The organism is Streptomyces sp. NBC_00207 (assembly GCF_045160965.1).
Lineage (GTDB): Bacteria > Actinomycetota > Actinomycetes > Streptomycetales > Streptomycetaceae > Streptomyces.
The window spans coordinates 766,868-781,356 of sequence record NZ_CP130715.1 but is presented as its reverse complement, the minus strand read 5'-3'; the positions used below and the strand labels follow the sequence as shown (position 1 = coordinate 781,356).

The window sequence follows — 14,489 nt, the reverse complement described above, 5'->3', positions numbered from 1 at the left end:
GGCACGATGCCTTCCTAATGACGCAACAGGCTGGTCCTCATGCTCGATACCTCCGCACGCTTGCTGCGTCTGCTCTCCCTGCTGCAGACCCCAAGGGCCTGGCCCGGATCCGAACTGGCCGAGCGCCTCGGGGTGAGCGGCCGTACCGTCCGCAACGACATCGAACGACTGCGCGAGCTCGGCTATCCCGTGGACGCCACGCGCGGAACCACCGGCGGGTACCGGCTGGGGGCCGGCGCCGCCATGCCCCCGCTGCTCCTCGACGACGAGGAGGCTGTGGCCGTGACCATCGCGCTCCGCACCGCCACGCAGGGAGCCGTCCCCGGAACGGAGGAGACCTCGCTGCGGGCGCTGACCAAGCTGGAGCAGGTACTGCCCTCCCGGCTGCGCCGCCGAGTGCGGACCCTCATGGCGTACACCGTGGCCGTGCCGGCGGACCGTCCGGTCCCGGCCGTGTCCGCGGACGTGCTGACCACCCTCGTATCCGCCTGCCGTGACCAGGAGCGACTGCGCTTCGACTACCTGGACCATGCGGGCTCGCCCACCCGCCGCATCGTGGAGCCGTACCGGGCGGTGAACTGGGGGCGGCGCTGGTACCTGGTGGCGTGGGACGTCGAACGCGAGGACTGGCGGACCTTCCGGATCGACCGGATCCAGCCCCGCACCCCGACCGGACCGCGCTTCGCCCCGCGCGAACCACCCGGCGGCGACGTGGCGGCCTACGTTGCGCTACGGGTATCGGGCGCGGCGTGGCGCCACCACGCACGCGTGACCGTGCACGCCCCGGCGGCGGCGGTGGCCGAGCGGATCAACCCCGCGGTCGGCACGGTCGAGGCGCTCGACGCCGATACCTGCGTCCTGGTCACCGGCGCCGACACGATGCAGACCCTCGCCGTCTACCTGGGCATGCTCGACTTCGACTTCGACGTGACCGAACCCCCGGAACTGGTCACCCACCTCCGCGGCCTCGCTGAGCGCTACGCGCGCTCGACGGGGAAGCGGCCGCTCCGCTGACGATGGCGGTGGCGATGATGGTGTCGGTGGCCGGCGGCAGTCAGCGGTGGTCGGCGTGACAAATGTAATGGGTTGTCAAGGTGCCTCTCCTTCTGGAGGTTGATGCCTTGTTCGTCCTGGTGGAGGAGGCCGTGCCACGGGTAGGGGGCCAAGAATCGAGGTGTCCCCAGATCGCCGGGCCCCACCGGGCCACCGACGAGGAGCCGCCGTGCCCCACACCTCTCCTGCCGACCGACCCGTACCGCGCCTGCGCCGGGTTGCCTCCGTCACCGCCGTCGCCTTAGCCCTGCTCGCGGGCCTCGCTCCGGCGGCCACCGCCGCCGGCGAGGAATCGCAGGCCGCTCATGCCGCGGCGTCTGGCCGGCACCCCGACCGCGCTCAACTGCAGGCGAGGCTGAAGGCCATCCAGGAGGCGGGCGTGTACGGCGTCTACTCCTCGGTGCGCGACGGCCGCGACCGCTTCGACGGAGCCGCCGGCCTCGCCGACCTTTCCGCCGGCATACCGACCCGCCCCGACCTCCGGCACCGCGTCGGCAGCGTCACCAAGACCTTCACCGCCGTCGCCGTGCTCCAGCAGTCCGCGAAGGGCCGGGTGGGCCTGGACCGGCCGGTCGCGGACTACGTGCCCGAACTCCTGCCCGGCGAGCGCGGCCGCAAGGTGACCGTACGCATGCTCCTCAACCACACCAGCGGTATCGACGACTACATCGCGGACGCCTTCCCCTCCCTCAAGAAGGGCACCACGGAGAGCCTCGACGACCACCGGTTCCGCACCGTACGGCCCGCCGAGCTGATCGGGTACGGGGTCGCCCGGCCACAGCTGTTCGAACCCGGCACCGACTGGAGCTACTCCAACACCAACTACCTGCTGCTGGGCGAGGTGCTCCGCAAGGTGACCGGCCAGGACCCGGAGCGGCTGATCACGCAGGACGTGATCCGGCGGGCCGGCTTGCGGGACACCTATTTCCCCGGCACCGACCCGCACATCCGCGGCGCCCATGCCCGCATGTACGAGAACTTCTACGGGCTCATCGACCCGCCGCGCGACTACAGCGTCTACAACATGACCTGGGCCGGCACCGCGGGCGCCCTCATCTCCACCCCGCAGGACCTCAACACCTTCTACCGCACCCTGCTGACCGGCAACCTGCTGCCGCGCCGCCAGCTGGAGGAGATGCGCACCGCTGTCGACGTCAAGGACGAAAAGGGTTCCGTGCTCATGCGCTACGGCCTCGGCATCTACGCCATGGACACGCCCTGCGGGCCGGCCTGGGGCCACGACGGGGGCGTCTGGGGTGCCGGCACCTGGGCACTGTCCAGCCCGGACGGCACCCGGCAGTTCGCCATCGGCTACAACCTGATGAAGTACCAGCGCCTCAACGAGGACGGCACCGCCTTCGTCCCGCACCCGGCCGACGCCGCCCTGGTGGACTATCGGGACCGGTCCCTCTGCGGTGCCACCGCACCGCGCGCCTCGGACCCGGCGGCGAAGAACCGTCCCGCCGAGGCCTCGCCGACGGGCACCCCGGCAGCGGACGCCCCGGCCTCCGCCCCCCGCGCCCTGTCCCCGGCCATCGCCACGTTCCCCGGGCTGCTGTCGGGCCCCGTTCGCTGAGCAGGCGCCGTCACCCGCTCCCGCTCGTACGGCCGACCGCGGCTGTAGTGGCTCTGCAGCCCGGGCACGTTCCCTATTGCTGCGCGGCGCAGTAATCCCGTACAGTTCTCTGTGTGGCGCAGAAAGTGCGCCACGCAGAGATTCTACTCGTGGGGGAACCATGCTCAACGTTGTCGTCACCGGAGCCACCGGGGCCCAGGGCGGGGCAACTGCCCGCGCCCTGCTCGCCGCCGGCCACCAGGTGCGCGCTGTCACCCGTCATCCCGACGCGCCCGCTGCTGACGCCCTGCGCAGCCTCGGTGTCGACGTCCGCCGGGCGGACTTCGACGACCGTGCGTCCCTCGACGCGGCCCTGGAAGGAGCGGATTCGCTCTTCGCGGTGACGACTCCCTTCGGCGCAGACCTCGCCACGGAGACCCGGCAGGGCCAGACCCTCGTCGACGCCGCGGCAGCCGCCGGCCTCGGTCACATCGTGCTCACCTCCGCCGCGCACGCCGACCGCGGCACCGGCGTCCCCCACTACGAGAGCAAGCATCTGGTCGAGCGGCACCTTCGTGAGGCCGGAGTGCCTTGGACGGTGATCGCCCCGGCCGCGTTCATGGACAACTACGCGAGCGGCTGGACGCTGGAAGGGCTGCTCCAGGACACGTTCGCGTGGCCCATGCCGGCCGAACGGCCGCTCACCCTCATACCCGCCACCGACATCGGCGCGTTCGCCGCACTGGCCCTCCAGCGCCGGGACGAGTTCGCCGGCCGCCGCATCGACATAGCCTCCGACGAGCGCACCCCTGCCGAGATGGCGAAGATCCTCGGGGATGCCATCGGCCGGCCGATCGGTCACCAGGAGGTACCCCTGGCCTACGTACGCACCCGGTCCGAAGACCTGGCCGCCATGTTCGAGTACTTCACCACCTCTGGCCTCGACGTCGATGTCGCCGGGCTGCGCCGTGACTATCCCGAAGTCGGCTGGCACAGCTTCACCGACTGGGCCGCAGACCAGAACTGGTCCGCTCTTCTGGCCTCCGCACCCACCCACCACTGACCTGACCTGCGGCTTGCGCCAGCCGGCCGAGGCGCTGACCGCGAGGCGGTGCGCAAACCGCCGGCTGCCGTGAGGACGGCACAGCGCCGGCGCGTGAACGGCCAACGGGCGCATCGACCACGCGATCCGCATCACCGTGCCGCGCTCCGACCAGAGCTACGTGTGGCCCGCACGGCACCCGGCGGGCACCGCGGCGGTCGACATGTCCGGACTCCAGCAGCCGCCCGACTCGGGAGCCGTTGCGCCGCAGTGATCCTCCAGCGGAGAGCTGCTCCCCGCACCTGCGGGGCCGAGCCCTGCAGGGCGGGTGAGGCGCGACGGGCCGCGGGCGACGAGAGTGCCGGGGGTGCCGGTGGTCAGCGTTCGGCGAGTTCCGAGGGGGCTTCCTGGACCACCCAGCCGTTCCCGTCGGGGTCGTTGAAGGTGAGGAAGGAGTTCCAGGTCCCGCCCTTGCCGCTTTCCCAACCGGTCGCGCCGACATGGCGGACGGGGGAGACATCGACCCCTCGGTCCGTCAGATCCTTGTGAGCTGCTTCGATGTCGACGACGCACAGTTGAAGGCCGTGGAGTGTTCCGGGTGTCATGGTCTTGGTGCCGGGAGCCGCCGGCATTCCCTGAAGCATGGCGATGGAGCAGCGCGAGCCGGGCGGGGTCATCTGGATGATGCGCACTCCGGGGGCGACCTCGTCGTCGAGGTCGATCGTGAAGCCGACCTTTTCGGCGTAGAAGGCCTTCGCGCGATCCATGTCGGTGACGGGGACGGGGACGACTTCGAGTGTCCAGTTCATGGGGGCGTCTCCTGGGTGTCCGGTCGTGATTTCCGCGGTGGGTCCACGGTCGCCCACGCGGGTGTCGTCGGGCACGTCGAAACGCCCGTAGCCACCGAGTTGGTTGGGCCAGCGGGGCCTGCGGGGCCTGCTGGCATGATCAACCTGTGATAGGTGATTCTGATGGGTCCGGTGCGAAGAAGTTCGTCCTGTTCGACGTCGATGGCACGCTGATCGACGCCGTGGACAATCAGCGCAGGGTGTGGGGGGTGTGGGCGCAGCGGTACGGGCTGGATCCCGATGAGGTCTACCGCGTGGCGTTGCGGACGAGGCCGATGGAGACTTTCGCGCAGGTGGCTGCCGGACGTGATGCACAGGAGTGCCTCGCCCTGCTGCACGAACTGGAGGACGAGGACGTGCGCTCGGGGGTGTACGGGGCGTTCGAGGGTGCGGCAGAGCTCCTGGAGGCGCTGCCGACCGGCGGATGGGCGCTGGTGACGTCCAACTACGAACACCGGGTGCGCGGGCGTTTCGCCCGGACCGGGCTGCCGGTCCCGGAGATCATCGTCGATGCCGCCTCCGTGGCGGAGGGCAAGCCCTCACCGGTCCCCTATCTGCTGGCCGCCCAACGGTTGGGTGCCGCGCCGCAGGACTGCCTCGTCGTCGAAGACGCCCCCACCGGCGTGCTGTCCGGGCTGCGCGCGGGCATGACGGTGTGGGGGGTCAACGCTCCCGCCGCGGTGGACGGCGTGCACCGGCACTTCTCCAGTCTGGGCGAAGCTGCCGCCGACATCCTCGCCTTCGCCTCCGGCACGCGTTCTCATGCTGCAAGGGAATGATCATCGACCTGGGGACCCGCCGGGCATGCCTCGACGCGGCTGACCGCTCTCCACGTGCTTCCACGCGACGTGGAGAGCATCGCCCAACGCCTCCTGACCAAGGGGTTCGGGCAGCCCGGTGGGCTCACGGCAACGCCGCGACCGAGCGGCATGTCGTCGCCCTCGCCGCGCCCACGGAACAGGAGGTCGTCCTGGCCGTCGGGCCCGGCCCCGGAGCCGGGCTCGACGCCGCGGCCCGCCACTCCGCCCACGTGATCGGCGTCGACCCGTCCGACGTCATGCTCGCCATGGCCCGCCGCCGCCTGCGCGGGCGAGCCCGACAGCTCCGTCGACGTCGTGCTGTGCGTGAACAACCTCTGGCCCGACGTACCCGCCAACCTCACCGAACTCCACCGCATCCTGCGCCCCGGCGGCCGCATGCTCCTCGCCGCCCACGAGAAGTGGCTCCCCCGGCGGGAAAGCCGTCCTACGAAGAGCCCCGTAAGCACCCGAATACGACCAGGTCCCGTCCCCGGTCGATCACCACGCCGTCGCTCGCCTCCGGCAGGCCAGGTTGGGCTCGGACTCGGCATCGCCGGTCTCGTCGCTCTGACTCTGGGCGTCGCGGTCGGTCATCTGGCCGACAGGTACGGAGCACGCGGCGTCTACGCCGCCCCCCTTGTGGTCCCGCCCCTCGCCACCACCAGCGGCCGCCCCTACCTGCTGCTCACCGCACTCGACGGGATCATGGCCATCCAGTTCAAGGCGCTCACCGTGGCCGTCCCGCTCTGGCTGGTCAGTGCCACGAGCGCCCCGCACTGGCTCATCTCGGGCACCATGCTCACCTGCACCCTCATCGTGGTCGCGTTCCAGGTACGAGCCAGCCGCAATGTCGTTTCCCCCGAGACCGGCGCAAACGCCTACCGCCGCGCCGTACCTGGGCGTATTCGGCCTGGGGGCCGGACTGGCCGACGTCTTCGGACCGGAGCTGCCGCCCCGGGTGGTACGTCGTGGGAGCCCTCGTCGGCTCTCGGTTGGTGGCAGCTCACCCGATGCGCAGGTAGAAGAAGAGGAAGACCAGCGGCACCGCGATGGCCACCGCACCGAGCAAGACCCCGTACCGAGCCCGGACCGGACCCGGTACCCCTTCACGCCGCGAACGCCACACGTCGGGAAGCCCCCAGACGACCGCGCAGATCCCGAGAGGGAGCGTGAGGTAAAGGGGGAAGAAACGCATCAAGGGTGGGAGGGCCTCCGGCAGGAACGGACAGCCGGTCGTTGCGACCCCGACGATGCCCAGCAGCAGCGATCCAGTGCCCGTGGACTCCGGTTCGGCCTGGTCTGCGGGTTCGACGGCCTGCTTCGAGAAACTCATGGGAAGCAGGCTAGGCGGAGGGCGACCAACACCGCTTGGGGTCCGCTACTCAGACCTCCGTGAGTATCCGAGGCCCTCTTCGCGCTCCTACGACTGATCCGCGATCTTCCGGAGGCCGCTGAATGGTTCGACCGGCCGGCCTCGCTCGACGCGGTGGACGAGTGCGGAAATGTGCGTGGCGAGCTCGGGCCACAACTGCTGCGGAAGGTTGTGGCCCATGCCCTCCAGGATCACCAGTTCGGCACCCGGGACGGCCGCAGCCGTGGCCCGAGCGCCACTGACATCGCACACGATGTCGGAGTCGCCGTGCATCACCAGCGTGGGCACCCGCAGCGCCCGTAGCCGCTCGGTGCGGTCGCCCGTCGCGACGACCGCGAGGCCCTGGCGCTGCATGCCCAGGACGTCGTACCCGCGGTCGAAGACGCGTCCGGCCCGTTGGGCCGCAGCGGCCGCATCGAACGCGTGCCTCGGCGACGCGGCGAGGCGCAGGGCGCGCACCTGCCAGTCGACGAAGGCCTCCTGGTCCTCGGGCGGCCCTCCCAGCTCCGCGAAGACCGAGAAATCGGCCTCGCCCACACCGGGTTCACCCGTCGTGGACATCATCGACGTGAGCGAGCGCACCCGCTCCGGATGCTCGATGGCGGCCATCTGGGCGATCATCCCGCCCATCGAGGCGCCGATGAGGTGCACGTCGGCGAGGCCGAGCGCGTCGAGCAGGCCGACAGTGTCTGACGCCATGTCGGAGAGCGTGTAGGACGCCGTGGACAGGTCACCGGCCAGGGCCGCCGCGAAATCCGGTACGGGTGCGTCCGGAAAGTGCGTCGACCGTCCCGTGTCGCGCGTGTCGAACCGGATCACCTGCAGGCCGCGGTCCACCAGCGCCTGGCAGAACCCCTCCGGCCAATTGATCATCTGAGCGCCGGCTCCCGTGATCAGCAGGGCCGCAGGTGCACCGGGCGCACCGAAGCGTTCGTAGGCGATCTCGATTCCGGACGGGCCGACGTTCCGTGCTTTCAGTTCGGGCATGGCCAAAACGCTAGCCGCCACAGGAGTCCTGAAGATCGCACTGCGGTGGCAGGGCGGCCTCGGCCACGCCGTGGCGAGCACCCCCGTGGTTCGCCACGGCGTGTGCGAGGCCGTCCTGAGTGGGTCAGTCGGTGGGGGGCGGTGACGCGGGCAGGGAAGTGCCGGGCTGAGAAGTGCCGGTGGGGTGGAAGCGGGCGATGCGTTGTGGGGGGACGATGGTGGGGAGGAGGAAGTCCCACAGATCGGTGACGCGTGCGTGCAGGTCTTCGCGGCGGGTGCGGACGTGCGAGGTGACCTGGATCCCGGTGAAGGCTGCGACGAGGAGCGCGGAGAGGGCCGGTACGTCGAGCGTGGGGTGTATGTCGCCGCGTTCCTGAGCCGGTGTCAGGCAGTTGCGGCAGGTGGCGATCCAGGTGTCGTAGGGGGTGGGGTCGGGGTGGGTGAAGGAGCCGAACTCGACGACCAGGCGGATGGCGGCGCGGATGCGGACGTTGGTGCGCAGCCCGTGTGCCATCTGGTGGGTGAGGTCGATGGCGGTCTGCAGGCCCGGGTTCTCGATGGTGGGGACGTGCGCGGCGACCTGGAACTGTTCGTCCATCAGGGTGCGGGCGAGGGCTTCCTTGGACGGGAAGTGGAAGTACAGGGCGCCTTTGGTGACTCCGGCGTGCTTGACGACGTCACTGAGGCTGGTGCCTTCGAACCCGCCGAGGTCGAAGGCCGTGGCCGCGCCGTCGAGAATGGCTTGGCGGGTGATCTCGGCCCGTTCCTGTCTGGCCCTCGCCACGTGCTGGTCCCCCAGGTCGCTGTTTTCGAGCGGTTCTCGCTGCAGTGTGACGTCAATGTAATCCGGCCGCCCGAAAGAAAACCAGTCGACAGGTACGTGTTTCGCGAGGTGGGGGAGCAGTTCGGGGAGTTGTGAGGTTTTTGCGTTGTTGTTTCTCGGTGGATGCGAAGGGGGTGGGTGCAACGGCCTTCCGCTGAGGGTGTGTTGATGCCACACGCATCGGCCCCCGCGCCACCGCCCGCACCGGCGGAGACCCTGCTGTCTAGCATGCGGACTATGAGTGATCTTGGCGAAGGGCTGCGCGGGTTCCGGCTCGATGTGGGACAGGGAGAGCTGGACGACCTCGGCGAGCGGCTGGGGCGGGTGCGGTGGCCGGACGAGCTGCCCGGTGCGGGGTCGGCGTACGGGATTCCGCTCGAGCGGGTGCGGGAGCTCGTCGGGTACTGGCGCGACGGGTACGACTGGCGGGAGGCGGAGGCCCGGCTGAACGAGTGGCCGCAGTTCACCACCGTCATCGACGGGGCGCGAGTGCACCTCGCGCACCTGCGCTCGCCCGAGCCGGACGCGACGCCGTTGCTGATGACCCACGGTTGGCCGGGGTCGTTCGTCGAATTCCAGCGGGTGGCGGGTCCGCTGACTGATCCGCGGGCACACGGCGGGGATCCGGCCGACGCCTTCCACCTGGTGCTGCCGAGCATCCCGGGGTTCGGGCTCTCGGGGCCCACGACCGAGGCGGGCTGGGAGTTCAAGCGGGTGGCGCGGGCCTTCGGCGTGCTGATGGAGCGGCTGGGGTACGCGTCCTACGGAGTGCAGGGCGGCGACTGGGGAGCCGCGATCTCGCGGGAGCTCGGGCGGATCCATCCGGGTCGTGTGATCGGGGTGCACCTGAACCTGCTGCCCGGGGGCGGCGCCACCGCCGAACCCCGGCCCGAAGAGCTGGCCGCGCTTCCTGCCGCCGAGCGGGAGCGGACCCAGGCCTCCTGGGAGCGGTACCGGATCTGGGCGCGTGAGCGGCAGGGGTACGCCGACATCCAGGCGACCCGGCCGCAGACCCTCGCGTACGCCCTGAACGATTCACCGGTCGGGCTGCTCGCCTGGATCGCCGAGAAGTTCGACGAGTGGAGCGATCCGAGGTGCCCGGTCGACCGGGACCAGCTGCTCACCAACGTGATGCTGTACTGGCTGACCGGTACGGCCGGCAGCGCTGCCCGGATCTACTACGAGCGGGCCCACGCCGACTACGCCGGGCAGCCGCCCGAGGTGTCGCACACCCCGACCGCACTCGCCGACTTCCCCCGGGACAACTTCATCCCGCTGCGGCACGTCGCCGTACGCACCGACACCATCGTGCGCTGGACCTCGTACGACCGGGGCGGCCACTTCCCCGCGATGGAGGTGCCCGAGCTGTTGGTGGGAGACGTACGGGCCTTCTTCCGGCAACTCCGGGACCTCCGGCAACTCTGAGACCTCCTGCGACTCCGGCAGGACGGCTGACCGGAGAGCGGGACGGGCGTCCGGCATGTGGAATTGCGGTGAGCCGGGCCCTGCCCGGCTGTGATGATCACCCGGTGATCGACGAGCAGAGGACAAGGCCCGTGCTGGCGGGCGACGAACGTGCCACCCTGACCAGCGTCCTGCAGTGGCAGCGGGACACCCTGATGATGAAGTGCGCCGGCCTGAGCGAGGAGCAGCTGCGGTTGAAGGCGGTGGCCCCGTCGGGGCTGAGCCTGCTGGGGCTGGTGCGTCACCTCGCGGAGGTCGAGCGCGGCTGGTTCCGCAATGTCCTGGCCGGTGAGGACGTACGCGGCTACTTCCCGAAGAACGAGGCGGGGGAGTGGACGGAGTTCCACGTCGAGGACGCGGACGTGGCCCGGTCGTTCAGGATCTGGGAGGAGACCTGCGAGCGGTCGCGGGCGATCGTGGACGCCGCCGAGTCCCTGGACGTGACGGGGCACTTCGGCGACCAGCCCTACTCGCTGCACTACATCCTCACCCACATGATCGAGGAGTACGCCCGCCACAACGGGCATGCGGACCTGCTGCGCGAGGTGATCGACGGGACGACGGGGGAGTAGCCCCCCAAGCCTGCCCGGCCGCCGTCCCCACGTCCCGACATCTCCGCGCCCCGAAATGCCCGCGCATCCTCACGTCCGCACACCGCTGCGGCCGGGCTAGGGCCGGTTGGTGGTGATGCGGTCCACCGCGTCCAGGGCGGCCGGCCAGGGGAAGTGGGGCGGGGCGTCGGGGCCTGCCGGACCGGGGGTGAAGCCGTTCTCGCCGTAGAGGAGTTCGACTCCGGCGCTGCGCAGGGTGGCCAGGGAGGTGTCGAACTGGGGGTGGGCGGCGAGTGCGGTGTTGGTGCACGGCATGGCGACCGTGGGGGTGTGCTTGCCCAGGGCTTCGGCGGCGACACCGACGACGAAGCGGTCGGTGAGGCCCAGGGCCCAGGCGTTGACGCTGTTGAAGGTGGCCGGGGCGAAGAGGAGGGCGTCGGCGGATGGCCAGACGTCGGCTTCGCCCGGGAATTTGTACTGCCAGCGCACCGGGTGGCCGGTGAGCGCGGCGAGTCCGTCCAGGCTTTCCGAGACCCAGTGTGCGGCGGTGGGGGTCAGCCCCAGGCATACGTCCCAGCCGCGGGTCTGGGCGTCTTCGATGACGTGGGCGACGTCGAAGACGGGCGGGGCGGCTGAGCAGAGCAGGTAGAGGGTCTTCGTGGTCATGGGGCAATATGATCATATTGCTTGACCTCAAGCACGGTTGAGGCAGCACGATCAGGGACATGAGCATCGAACAGGCGGCCAGAGCCGCTTCCACGCAGGCGATCCAAGAGGTCGTCGCCACGGTCGAGCGCACGCAGCGGGCCAAGGATGCAGAGGGCTTCCTGGCCCTGTTCCATCCGGATGCGCTGTGGACGACGGCGCACGGGAAGGTCCTCATCGGGTTCGAGGAGATCGCCGCGTTCACGCGGGCCGTGCTGCCGGCCGCGAGCTGGGACGGGGAAGTCACCTACGAGGTGGTCCACATCCAATTCCTGCGTCCCGACGTCGCGGCGGTGAAGGTACGCCAGGTCTACAGCGGGGCCGGTGAGGCCAGTGAGGGCGCGCCGCTGTACGTGATGACCCGGGAGCCGGGCGGGCGCTGGCTGCTGACCGCCTGCCAGAACACCCAGGTGGTGGCGAATCAGGCCTAGTCGGTCTCTTTCGGATCTGACCCGACCCGCGCCGTCCTTGGCGACGTAGGCCGATTGCGGAACTCGGCCGTGGGGCAGTGGAACCAGACGACGAGGCGCACGTTGTCGGCTCCGTGCACTTCGCTGAGGATGCGCATGACGCTCCAGACCCGGCCCCAATGGGTGTCGGTCCCTGCGGCCGAGGCGCGGCTTCGGGTGCCAGAGGCGTCGGTCTCCTGCCAGTCCGCCGTGTTCACCTCGGCCCAGGCCAGCCAGGTGGTCCCGTGCACATCGCGGGGGCCGCCGTAGGCGGCGAACTCGCCTCGAAGGCCGTCCGAGGCGTCATCCGGAAGACCGCGGCCTTCCGCAAGGGGCCGGAAGCCGAAGGAGTTGCGGACTCCGAAGAGACAGGCCAGGCCGTCGTAGGCGTTGCCCCTGTTGAGGAGGAAGAGATCGATGGCGGCTTCCCATACGGAGTCCTCGTCGTCGGGGCCCCGCAGCCGGGCGCCTGGTCGGCATTCGATCATTCCGCTGACATCGGTCGACATGCCGAGATCCTGCCTGCGCAGGCCGGGAGCCGACATCTGATTTCCCTCCCACGCGCTTGCGGCTCTGCGGAGGCATCGCAGCGCTCGGCTGCTCCGCGGCGTGGTCCAGGAGCAACTGGTGGCCCTGCGCCGGATCGTTCCCCGCCTGCGGGAAGCCGGCCAGGAATGCCTGCGGACCGGTGACCGCGTCCAGCGCGGCACATGCAAGCCTGCCCGCGTCGTGGAACGCCTTGGTGATCACTTCGGTGCAGCCGCCTGAGACCGACGCAGAACGGGCGCAACCCCCGCCGTCGAACGGCCGCTCAGGCCAGGGCGCCCCCGCCGTCCGCACTGGCCGGTATTGCTCCGATCGGGTGGAATACGGGTGAACGTCCGGCGCGCCGCAGGTGCAGCCGCATCCGAAGAAACGATCGGGCCTTGGTAGGACGGGCGCGTTCCCACGCGACCGAAAGGTGCTCGCCCATGCCTTCCACAACCCGCAATGCGCCAGAGCCAGGGACGCCCCAGCAGCCGAAACCCCGCCGACGGCGCGGTCTGGCGGCGCTGATCGCCGGCATCCTGATGGCCGCCGTCCTTCCCCTGGCCGCCGGGGCCCCGCAGGCCAGCGCGGCCGTCGGGATCGACGAATACCCCGTACCCACCCCCAGCACCCCGGTCGGCATCACCACCGGCCCGGACGGCAACCTGTGGTTCACCGAGGCGGTCGGCAACAAGATCGGGCGGATCAGCCCGACGGGCACCCTCATCGCCGAGTACCCCCTGCCCGGCGAGTTCAGCACACCGCACGACATCACCACCGGCCCGGACGGGAACGTCTGGTTCACCATGCAGCACTTCGAATCCCGGGTCGGGAAGATCGACACGAACGGCACGGTCACCGAGTACCCCCTCCCCGACCAGTTCGTCGAGCCCACCGGCATCACCGTCGGCCCGGACGGGGCCATGTGGTTCACCGAGCAGAACGCCCACCGCATCGGCCGCATCACCACGACCGGCACCCTCACCGAGTATCCCCTGCCCGCCGGCTCCGGCCAGCCGTCCTACATCACCACCGGGCCGGACGGGAACCTCTGGTTCACCGAGATCGGCGACAACCTCATCGGCCGCATGACCACGTCCGGCGTCGTCACCGAGTTCCCGGTACCCGGCGGCGGAGGCCCGACCGACATCACCACCGGCCCTGACGGGAACCTCTGGTTCACCGTGTTCGGCGGCAACCGGATCGGCCGGATCACCCCGGCCGGCGTGATCACCCAGTACGACGTACCGGACAACGGCCTCGCGCCCCAGCCCCAGGACATCGTCGCCGGACCGGACGACAGCCTGTGGTTCACCGACCGCAACAGCGGGCAGATCGGGCGGATCAGCACGTCCGGCATCATCGCCATGTTCCCCCTGCCCTCCTCGGAGCGCGGCCCCTGGGGCATCACCAAGGGCCCGGACGACGACATCTGGTTCGCCGAGACCTCCAGCTTCATCGGACACCTCCACCTGACCGACGCCGACCTGGCCGTCGCGAAGTCCGACACGGGCTCCGACCCCGTCGTGGAGGGCCAGAACGTGACGTACACGCTCACCGCGACGAACAACGGCCCGCAGACCGCCGAGGGGGTCGTCCTCCAGGACACCCTCCCGGCCGGACTGCAGTTCGTCTCGGCGTCCCCCGGGTGCACCGCGTCCGGCACCACCCCGGACATCGTCACCTGTGGCATCGGCACCCTCACCGCCGGAGCGAGCGCCGCGCGGACCATCACCGCGACGGCCACGACCGAGGACATCGCCGTCGACACGGCAGGCGTGGCCGGCGCCGTCTCCGACCCGGCCCCGGCCAACGACACCGCGACGGAGACCACCACCGTCGACGCGGTCACCTGCTTCGGAGAACAGCCCACCATCACCGGCACCCCCGGCAACGACAACATCAACGGCACGCCCGCACGCGATGTCATCCTCGCCCGCGGCGGCGACGACACCATCAACGGCCTCGCGGGCGACGACCTCGTGTGCGGCGGCCCCGGGGCGGACCGGGTCACCGGCGGGCCCGGCAGCGACCGCATCGCGGGCGGCGCGGGCGACGACGTCCTGCGCGGCTCCCCGGGCGACGACACCATCACCGGCGGCCCCGGGGACGACTTCCTGTTCGGCGACGTCGGCAACGACAACCTCGACGGCGGCCCGGGCACGAACAGCAACAACGGCGGCCCCGGCACCGACGTCTGCGCCAACCCCGGAACGGGCCCCGGCTGCCCCTGACCCGAACCGACGGGGTGCTCCCGAGACCGGTACCCGGACCGGGAGCACCCCCCCGCCTGCCTCAGCCGTCGAGCAGCC

Annotated in this window: 15 protein-coding genes and 1 pseudogene; 9 read left to right on the top strand and 7 right to left on the bottom strand. The window is 70.6% G+C overall.

What is annotated here, in order from left to right; all coding sequences use genetic code 11:
- Nucleotides 1-39: 39 nt before the first annotated feature.
- The 3 genes from OG472_RS04065 to OG472_RS04055 all read left to right on the top strand — a co-directional run bounded on the left by OG472_RS04065 (nucleotide 40) and on the right by OG472_RS04055 (nucleotide 3,671).
- Nucleotides 40-1,014 carry a helix-turn-helix transcriptional regulator gene (locus OG472_RS04065; protein WP_401602760.1) on the top strand — a complete coding sequence of 325 codons (975 nt, stop codon included), beginning with the start codon at nucleotides 40-42 and terminating at the stop codon, nucleotides 1,012-1,014.
- A gap of 208 nt (nucleotides 1,015-1,222) precedes the next feature.
- The gene (locus tag OG472_RS04060; RefSeq protein WP_405940889.1) at nucleotides 1,223-2,629 is read left to right on the top strand and encodes a serine hydrolase domain-containing protein; all 1,407 of its coding nucleotides are present in this window, start codon (nucleotides 1,223-1,225) and stop codon (nucleotides 2,627-2,629) included.
- Nucleotides 2,630-2,789: 160 nt separating this feature from the next.
- Nucleotides 2,790-3,671: an NmrA/HSCARG family protein gene (locus OG472_RS04055; protein WP_405827790.1), complete on the top strand. Its 882-nt coding sequence runs from the start codon at nucleotides 2,790-2,792 to the stop codon at nucleotides 3,669-3,671.
- Nucleotides 3,672-4,027: 356 nt separating this feature from the next.
- On the opposite strand, the gene OG472_RS04050 is transcribed toward OG472_RS04055, so the two are convergent.
- A complete protein-coding gene (locus tag OG472_RS04050) occupies nucleotides 4,028-4,459 on the bottom strand; it encodes a VOC family protein (protein ID WP_405940888.1) in 432 nt (143 codons plus the stop codon).
- Between the two features lie 146 nt (nucleotides 4,460-4,605).
- On the opposite strand from OG472_RS04050, the gene OG472_RS04045 reads away from it, so the two are divergent.
- Nucleotides 4,606-5,277 (top strand): HAD family hydrolase, encoded by a 672-nt coding sequence (locus OG472_RS04045; RefSeq protein WP_405940887.1) that lies wholly within the window; start codon nucleotides 4,606-4,608, stop codon nucleotides 5,275-5,277.
- Nucleotides 5,274-5,688 (top strand): annotated as a pseudogene (locus OG472_RS04040) (class I SAM-dependent methyltransferase); the annotation flags it as partial. The gene OG472_RS04045 and the pseudogene OG472_RS04040, both read left to right, overlap by 4 nt.
- A gap of 284 nt (nucleotides 5,689-5,972) precedes the next feature.
- On the opposite strand, the gene OG472_RS04035 reads toward OG472_RS04040, so the two are convergent.
- The 4 genes from OG472_RS04035 to OG472_RS04020 all read right to left on the bottom strand — a co-directional run bounded on the left by OG472_RS04035 (nucleotide 5,973) and on the right by OG472_RS04020 (nucleotide 8,441).
- Nucleotides 5,973-6,101, bottom strand: coding sequence for a hypothetical protein (locus OG472_RS04035; protein WP_401602751.1), 129 nt, complete (start codon nucleotides 6,099-6,101; stop codon nucleotides 5,973-5,975).
- Between the two features lie 200 nt (nucleotides 6,102-6,301).
- Nucleotides 6,302-6,631 carry a hypothetical protein gene (locus tag OG472_RS04030; protein ID WP_401602749.1) on the bottom strand — a complete coding sequence of 110 codons (330 nt, stop codon included), beginning with the start codon at nucleotides 6,629-6,631 and terminating at the stop codon, nucleotides 6,302-6,304.
- A gap of 87 nt (nucleotides 6,632-6,718) precedes the next feature.
- Complete coding sequence (locus tag OG472_RS04025; RefSeq protein ID WP_405940886.1) at nucleotides 6,719-7,657, bottom strand: alpha/beta fold hydrolase; 939 nt, start codon at nucleotides 7,655-7,657, stop codon at nucleotides 6,719-6,721.
- A 124-nt stretch (nucleotides 7,658-7,781) separates the two neighbouring features.
- Nucleotides 7,782-8,441: a ScbR family autoregulator-binding transcription factor gene (locus OG472_RS04020; RefSeq protein ID WP_405827783.1), complete on the bottom strand. Its 660-nt coding sequence runs from the start codon at nucleotides 8,439-8,441 to the stop codon at nucleotides 7,782-7,784.
- 276 nt (nucleotides 8,442-8,717) lie between these two features.
- Here OG472_RS04020 and OG472_RS04015 point away from each other — a divergent pair, with 276 nt between their 5' ends.
- On the top strand, nucleotides 8,718-9,905 hold the full coding sequence (locus OG472_RS04015; RefSeq protein WP_405940885.1) for an epoxide hydrolase family protein: 1,188 nt from the start codon (nucleotides 8,718-8,720) through the stop codon (nucleotides 9,903-9,905).
- Between the two features lie 104 nt (nucleotides 9,906-10,009).
- Nucleotides 10,010-10,516 carry a DinB family protein gene (locus tag OG472_RS04010; protein WP_405827780.1) on the top strand — a complete coding sequence of 169 codons (507 nt, stop codon included), beginning with the start codon at nucleotides 10,010-10,012 and terminating at the stop codon, nucleotides 10,514-10,516.
- Nucleotides 10,517-10,612: 96 nt separating this feature from the next.
- Here the strand turns inward: OG472_RS04010 and OG472_RS04005 are convergent, their stop codons facing one another.
- The gene (locus OG472_RS04005) at nucleotides 10,613-11,161 is read right to left on the bottom strand and encodes a flavoprotein (protein WP_401602739.1); all 549 of its coding nucleotides are present in this window, start codon (nucleotides 11,159-11,161) and stop codon (nucleotides 10,613-10,615) included.
- Nucleotides 11,162-11,220: 59 nt separating this feature from the next.
- On the opposite strand from OG472_RS04005, the gene OG472_RS04000 reads away from it, so the two are divergent.
- Nucleotides 11,221-11,631: an SgcJ/EcaC family oxidoreductase gene (locus OG472_RS04000; RefSeq protein WP_405940884.1), complete on the top strand. Its 411-nt coding sequence runs from the start codon at nucleotides 11,221-11,223 to the stop codon at nucleotides 11,629-11,631.
- On the opposite strand, the gene OG472_RS03995 is transcribed toward OG472_RS04000, so the two are convergent.
- Nucleotides 11,628-12,158 (bottom strand): hypothetical protein, encoded by a 531-nt coding sequence (locus tag OG472_RS03995; protein WP_405940883.1) that lies wholly within the window; start codon nucleotides 12,156-12,158, stop codon nucleotides 11,628-11,630. The genes OG472_RS04000 and OG472_RS03995 overlap by 4 nt on opposite strands.
- Nucleotides 12,159-12,620: 462 nt before the next feature.
- On the opposite strand from OG472_RS03995, the gene OG472_RS03990 reads away from it, so the two are divergent.
- On the top strand, nucleotides 12,621-14,411 hold the full coding sequence (locus OG472_RS03990; protein ID WP_405940882.1) for a hypothetical protein: 1,791 nt from the start codon (nucleotides 12,621-12,623) through the stop codon (nucleotides 14,409-14,411).
- Nucleotides 14,412-14,489: the final 78 nt, after the last annotated feature.